This window comes from Mycolicibacterium sp. XJ879, from assembly GCF_053483935.1.
Map to the genome: position 1 here is coordinate 1 of NZ_JBEFTH010000024.1, position 4978 is coordinate 4978.

Below are 4978 nucleotides of genomic sequence, written 5' to 3' on the forward strand. Positions count from 1 at the left end.
GAACGTTGATGCCACTTCTCGACTTCCGTTGCGCGGGGGGAAATCTGGCTCTAGCTGACGTCGACGACGTGTGGGTAGTGACAGGAACCGGTTCCCGCTCACTGCGGCAGGACGAGCTCGGGGGTCGCACCGGGGATGTCGGGCACGCTTCAGCGGGGTGATGACGTCACGCGGTCGGGATCGGTTCGCCCTCCGACCGAGCGCGCGATTGCGCTACGGCAAGCCGGTTCTTGAGCATCGCGCTCGGCCAGGAGGCGTCTTCAACTTCGTAATCGCGCAACAGTCGGCGGGCGAGGTTGACCTTGTGCGCCTCCGTCGGTCCGTCAGCGAGCCCCAGAGCCAGGCCGTTCACCAGCATCCCCATAAGCGGCATCTCCTCGGTCAACCCGAGAGCTCCGTGAACCTGGATCGCACGCAGCGTAATCGACTGAATGACCTTGGGCGTGAGGATCTTGCAGAGTCCGATTTCGTTACGAGCGGCGTGCTCGCCGGCGGTGTCGACTAGCCATGCGGCCTGCAGTACGGCCAGCCGAAAAGGAATCAACTCGGTATAGGAGTCGGCAATGAACTGTTGCACCAGCTGTTTGTCGGCCAGCGAACTACCTTGGGTGAATCGGCTGTTGGCCCGTCTTGCCATTAGGTCGATGGCCCGTTGTGCCACGCCGATGGCGCGCATTGCGTGGTGCAGGCGACCCCCGGCGAGCCGTGTCTGCGCCACGTGAAATCCCTCGCCCGGTTCTCCGAGCAACGCGTCGGACCCGACCCGCACACGATCGAGGTGCACCAGCGCGTGACCGGGTTCGTGCGGGCGGGAACCGAACAGATGGTGGTTGTCGACAATGGTCAGACCGGGCGTGTCCGCTGGAATCAAAAAGGTCGATGCGCCACGATGCACTTCGACGTCGGCGCTGGTGATGGCGACGACGATGAAGAATTCGGCAACCGAAGCGTTTGACGCGAAGTACTTGCGGCCGGTGATGACCCAGTCGTCGCCATCCCGGTCGGCGCGGGTCGTGAACGTACGCGGATCTGCGCCGCCCTGCGGCTCTGTCATCGAGAAGCAGGAGAAGATATCGCCAGCGAGCAACGGTGCGAGATAGCGGGACTTCTGCTCTTCGGTACCAAACCGCGCCAGTATCTCGGCGTTTCCCGTGTCGGGGGCTTGGGCACCGAAAACAATTGGCCCCCAATTCGTTCGCCCCAGGATCTCGTTGATCAGCGTCAGCTTGACGGCACCGTAACCTTGGCCGCCGAGTTCGGGCCCGAGGTGCGGCGCCCACATGCCCTGTTCCCGCACCTGCTGCTTGAGAGGATCAACGACCGCGCGCCGCGCAGCGTCCAAGGGAAGGTACTCGCACCCAGGAAACAACGCGTCCAACGGCTCAACCTCGTCGCGGACAAAGCAGCGCACCCAATCGAGCTTCTTGTCGAAATCTTCGTCATTCGAGAAATCCCATGCCATATCTTCGTTCTCCTACCGATTAGGGGATTCCACCGTCGGCCCGCACAATCGAGCCGGTGGTGTAACTAGATGCCTCCGACGCCAGGAACAGAGCCGCCCCGACCACCTCGTCGGGGTCGCCGAGACGTCGCAGGGAATGGCCGGCAACCAATTTTGCAGTAGCCTCTGGATCCCATTGCGCGGTCGCATCGGTGCGAAATGGTCCGGCCATCAAGGTGTTGACCCGAACGGTCGGACCATAGGCCAGCGCGAGCGCCTCAGTCATCGCGTTCAAACCTGCCTTGGCCGCGGCATAGGGCACGACATCGGGCCGCGGACGAATCGAAGCGGTGGAACTAACGTTGATGATCGAACCGCGGCCCTCGCGAACCATTCGCTGCCCGACCAGAGCGGCGAGGCGGAACGGGCCTTTGAGGTTAACGTTGAGGACCGCGTCGAACAGCTTTTCGGTAACCTCCGGCAACGAGGCGTACGTCGGAGACATGCCGGCGTTGTTGATCAGGACGTCAACCCTGCCGAACTGCGCGTACGCCGCCTCGACCAGGCCTTCGATCTGATCCCACCGGCCGACGTGTGCGCCGTAGGGCATCACCGCTCGTCCCGTGGCACGCTCAATCTCTGCGGCCGTGGCGGAGCAGGATGCTTCGTCGCGGCTGGCGATGATGACGTGGGCGCCGTGCGCCGCCATCGCAAAGGCCATATGGCGGCCGAGACCACGGCTGCCGCCGGTGATCAGAACCACCCGTTCGGACACGTTGTGGCAAGCGCAGGAATTGTTCACGTCGATGCTACGTCCGAGCGGGGGCCGGTTTCCCGCGCCAGTCGGGCTGCTGTAGCGATCAGTTCCGGCACCAGGGTCGCGAACTTTGCGACCAACTCGCTGACCGGCTCACCACGGACCATCGCCGCGTAGCTTCGTTCCAGGACGATTCCCAACTTCCAATTCGCCAGCACGGTGTAGTAGTCGAAGCCAGCGGTCGACAATCCGCTGACACTCTCGTAGTGGGCAAGCAGTTCGCTGCGGGCCGGCATCCCAGAGACGTCGACGTAGAAGTCGTCCCTTGGTCGCTCCCCATCCCAGCCGATCAGTGCCCATGCCAGATCCAGCAGCGGGTCACCGATCGTCGTCATCTCCCAATCGATGATCGCGGCCAACTCCGCGGGACGGTGATGGCGATACATCACGTTCGCGAACTGGTAATCACCATGCATGATGCTCGGTACGTAGTTTCGAGGGCGATTACGGCGCAGCCACTGCGCGGCGTCGTCCAGCCCGGGTAGTTCGCGCACTCGGTGCCCGTCCAGGTAGGCCAGCCAGCGATCCACCTGGCGATCGTGGAAATCGTCCGGACGTCCGAAATCGGCGAGGCCAATCTCGCGCCACGGTAGTCGCGCCAGTTTCGCCGCTCCTTCGACGATTTCGAATGCCAAACCGCGGCGGGCCTCCGAATCGCTCTCGAACGGCCAGGGCCAACTCTGCGCGGGACTCCATCCATCGACGGCCTGCATGACGAGTAGCGGAACGCCACAGGCCGCTCCGGTCTCGTCGGCGGCGATCAACCCTGCGTGGGGTACATCGGTGCCGGCGAGCGCGCGCATCAGCCGTACCTCGCGGAGCAATCCGGTGATCCGACCGTCTGAGCGGTCCGCCCCCGGCATGCGCACCACCATGTCGCAGTCGCCACGACGCACCCTGTACAGCGCATTCTGCGAACCACCGCTGAGCGGCTCCAGCGTGGGTATCTCACCTTCACCGGGCGCTCCGACTTCGTCTAGCCACCGCCCGAGTCGGCTGGGGTGCAAGTGCCCGGTCATATCCCCCGCCTCAACTCTGCGCGAGTGAGATACCGGTTGCGGATCGGGGTTTGGGCTTCTGCCAGTTGGTTGTCGTCACGACGGTGTCCCTTCTCTTGTGACCTGCACTGCCAGCCCAGAGCGGGTGCGAGAGCCTGGCTGCAGACGGGGTCGCCCAGTTGCCTTGATCCATTGCCGATGCCCTGCTGCTCTACTCCGTGCTCAGCGCTTGTTCAGGACAGTTCTCGACTGCTCGCCTAACCTGCTCGGCGAGTTCACCCTCGATGCAGGCCGCCTTCACATAGGAACGCCCTTCGTCATTCATGTCGAAGATTTCGGGTGCATGAATGAGGCACAGGCCATGTCCGTGGCAGCGATTCAAGTCGACCTTAACCATCATCCGAGCGCCTCCATCCTTGTTGCGAAAGAACTATCTATGATCATAGTGCTCTGCTGTGAGGATTCGTCAAGTGCCCATTAGTAGTGCTCGTATGGTGGACCAGGGTCAGCTCCAAGGCATTATCTATGCGAAGAGTAAGGCCGAGGTCGAAAGGATGGTTCAGTGGGTCCGCTTTCTGGAATCAGGGTCATCGAGTTGCCCGCCCGGGGTCCGGTGCCGTTTGCGGCAATGCACCTGAGCGATCTGGGCGCCGAGGTCATCCGGATCGAGCGAGCGACGTCAGCGCGTTCGCGCAGCGATCGCTTCAACGAGAGCGCCGTCGGGCGCGGACGCCGGTCGATCGCCCTAGACATCGCGAAGCCCGGGGGTGCAGATGTGCTGCTGCGCCTCGCCGGGAACGCGGACATACTGCTGGAAGGGTTTCGGCCGGGAGTCGTCGAGCGTTTCGGCATCGGTCCGGACGAGGTTCGAAGGCAGAATCGCGGCTTGGTTTACGGTCGTATGACGGGATGGGGGCAGACTGGGCCGATGGCGGCTGCAGCGGGCCACGACATCACTTATCTGGCGCTATCCGGACTACTTCATGGCTTAGGGCCCCGGTCCGGCCCGCCCATCCCGCCCGTCAACTATCTCGCGGACTACGGTGGCGGGGCGATGTTCCTCCTCGCCGGCATTCTCGCGGCCCTTATCCACTCACAAATCACTGGCGAGGGACAGGTAGTCGACGCCGCGATGGTCGACGGGGCCTCCTATCTGGGCATCGCGACTCGGGTGATGCTCGAGAACGGGGAATGGCGGGAGGGACGTGAATCCAACATGCTCGACGGTGGGTGGCCGAACTACCGTTGCTACGAATGCGCCGACGGCCGCTACGTCGCGGTCGGCGCGTTGGAACGGAAGTTCTGGCTTGTCCTCATCGAGCGGTTGGGGTTCGACCCGGCCAACGTTCCGTCGCCGTACGTCGACGATCAGCGTGCTGCTTGCGCCGCCTGGTTGGCCACGACCTTCAAAACTCGAACGCGCGACGAATGGGGGCAGGTGTTCGGCGCAACGGACGCTTGTGTCGCCCCGGTGCTCACGCTCAACGAGGCACCCCACCACCCCCACGCTGTCGCGCGCAAATCCTTCTCTGACTGGGAGAACATTGAATTGCCCGCCGTCACGCCCCGCTTCTCAGCGACACCCGGCCGGCCGGGAGGCCCCACCTCGATCGGACGGGATACCGCGGTGATTTTGGCCGAACTTGGCTTTGACCAGGACCGACAAGACGCACTCCGCCGGGAGGGGGTGATTCCCTAGTGTCCTGAGTCGTCTGCTCTGCC

Annotated in this window: 5 protein-coding genes; 1 reads left to right on the top strand and 4 read right to left on the bottom strand. The window is 63.5% G+C overall.

Annotated features, from left to right (window positions below; all coding sequences use genetic code 11):
- Window positions 1-166: 166 nt before the first annotated feature.
- From ABQF13_RS25175 to ABQF13_RS25190, 4 genes are all read right to left on the bottom strand, one after another.
- On the bottom strand, window positions 167-1462 hold the full coding sequence (locus ABQF13_RS25175) for an acyl-CoA dehydrogenase family protein (protein ID WP_448395531.1): 1296 nt from the start codon (window positions 1460-1462) through the stop codon (window positions 167-169).
- A gap of 19 nt (window positions 1463-1481) precedes the next feature.
- Entirely contained in the window at window positions 1482-2243 is a 762-nt protein-coding gene (locus ABQF13_RS25180; protein WP_448395532.1) for an SDR family NAD(P)-dependent oxidoreductase, read from the bottom strand.
- A complete protein-coding gene (locus tag ABQF13_RS25185; RefSeq protein ID WP_448395533.1) occupies window positions 2240-3277 on the bottom strand; it encodes a phosphotransferase family protein in 1038 nt (345 codons plus the stop codon). The genes ABQF13_RS25180 and ABQF13_RS25185 overlap by 4 nt, the downstream gene beginning before the upstream one ends.
- Window positions 3278-3467: 190 nt before the next feature.
- Window positions 3468-3653 (bottom strand): ferredoxin, encoded by a 186-nt coding sequence (locus ABQF13_RS25190; protein WP_448395534.1) that lies wholly within the window; start codon window positions 3651-3653, stop codon window positions 3468-3470.
- A 165-nt stretch (window positions 3654-3818) separates the two neighbouring features.
- On the opposite strand from ABQF13_RS25190, the gene ABQF13_RS25195 reads away from it, so the two are divergent.
- Window positions 3819-4955 (top strand): CaiB/BaiF CoA transferase family protein, encoded by a 1137-nt coding sequence (locus ABQF13_RS25195; RefSeq protein ID WP_448395535.1) that lies wholly within the window; start codon window positions 3819-3821, stop codon window positions 4953-4955.
- Window positions 4956-4978: the final 23 nt, after the last annotated feature.

What these genes read in the sequence shown, in the direction of transcription:
- ABQF13_RS25190 (WP_448395534.1), bottom strand. Translation starts at nt 3,653, where the DNA reads ATGGTTAAGGTCGACTTGAATCGCTGCCACGGACATGGCCTGTGCCTC.
- ABQF13_RS25185 (WP_448395533.1), bottom strand. Translation starts at nt 3,277, where the DNA reads ATGACCGGGCACTTGCACCCCAGCCGACTCGGGCGGTGGCTAGACGAA.
- ABQF13_RS25175 (WP_448395531.1), bottom strand. Translation starts at nt 1,462, where the DNA reads ATGGCATGGGATTTCTCGAATGACGAAGATTTCGACAAGAAGCTCGAT.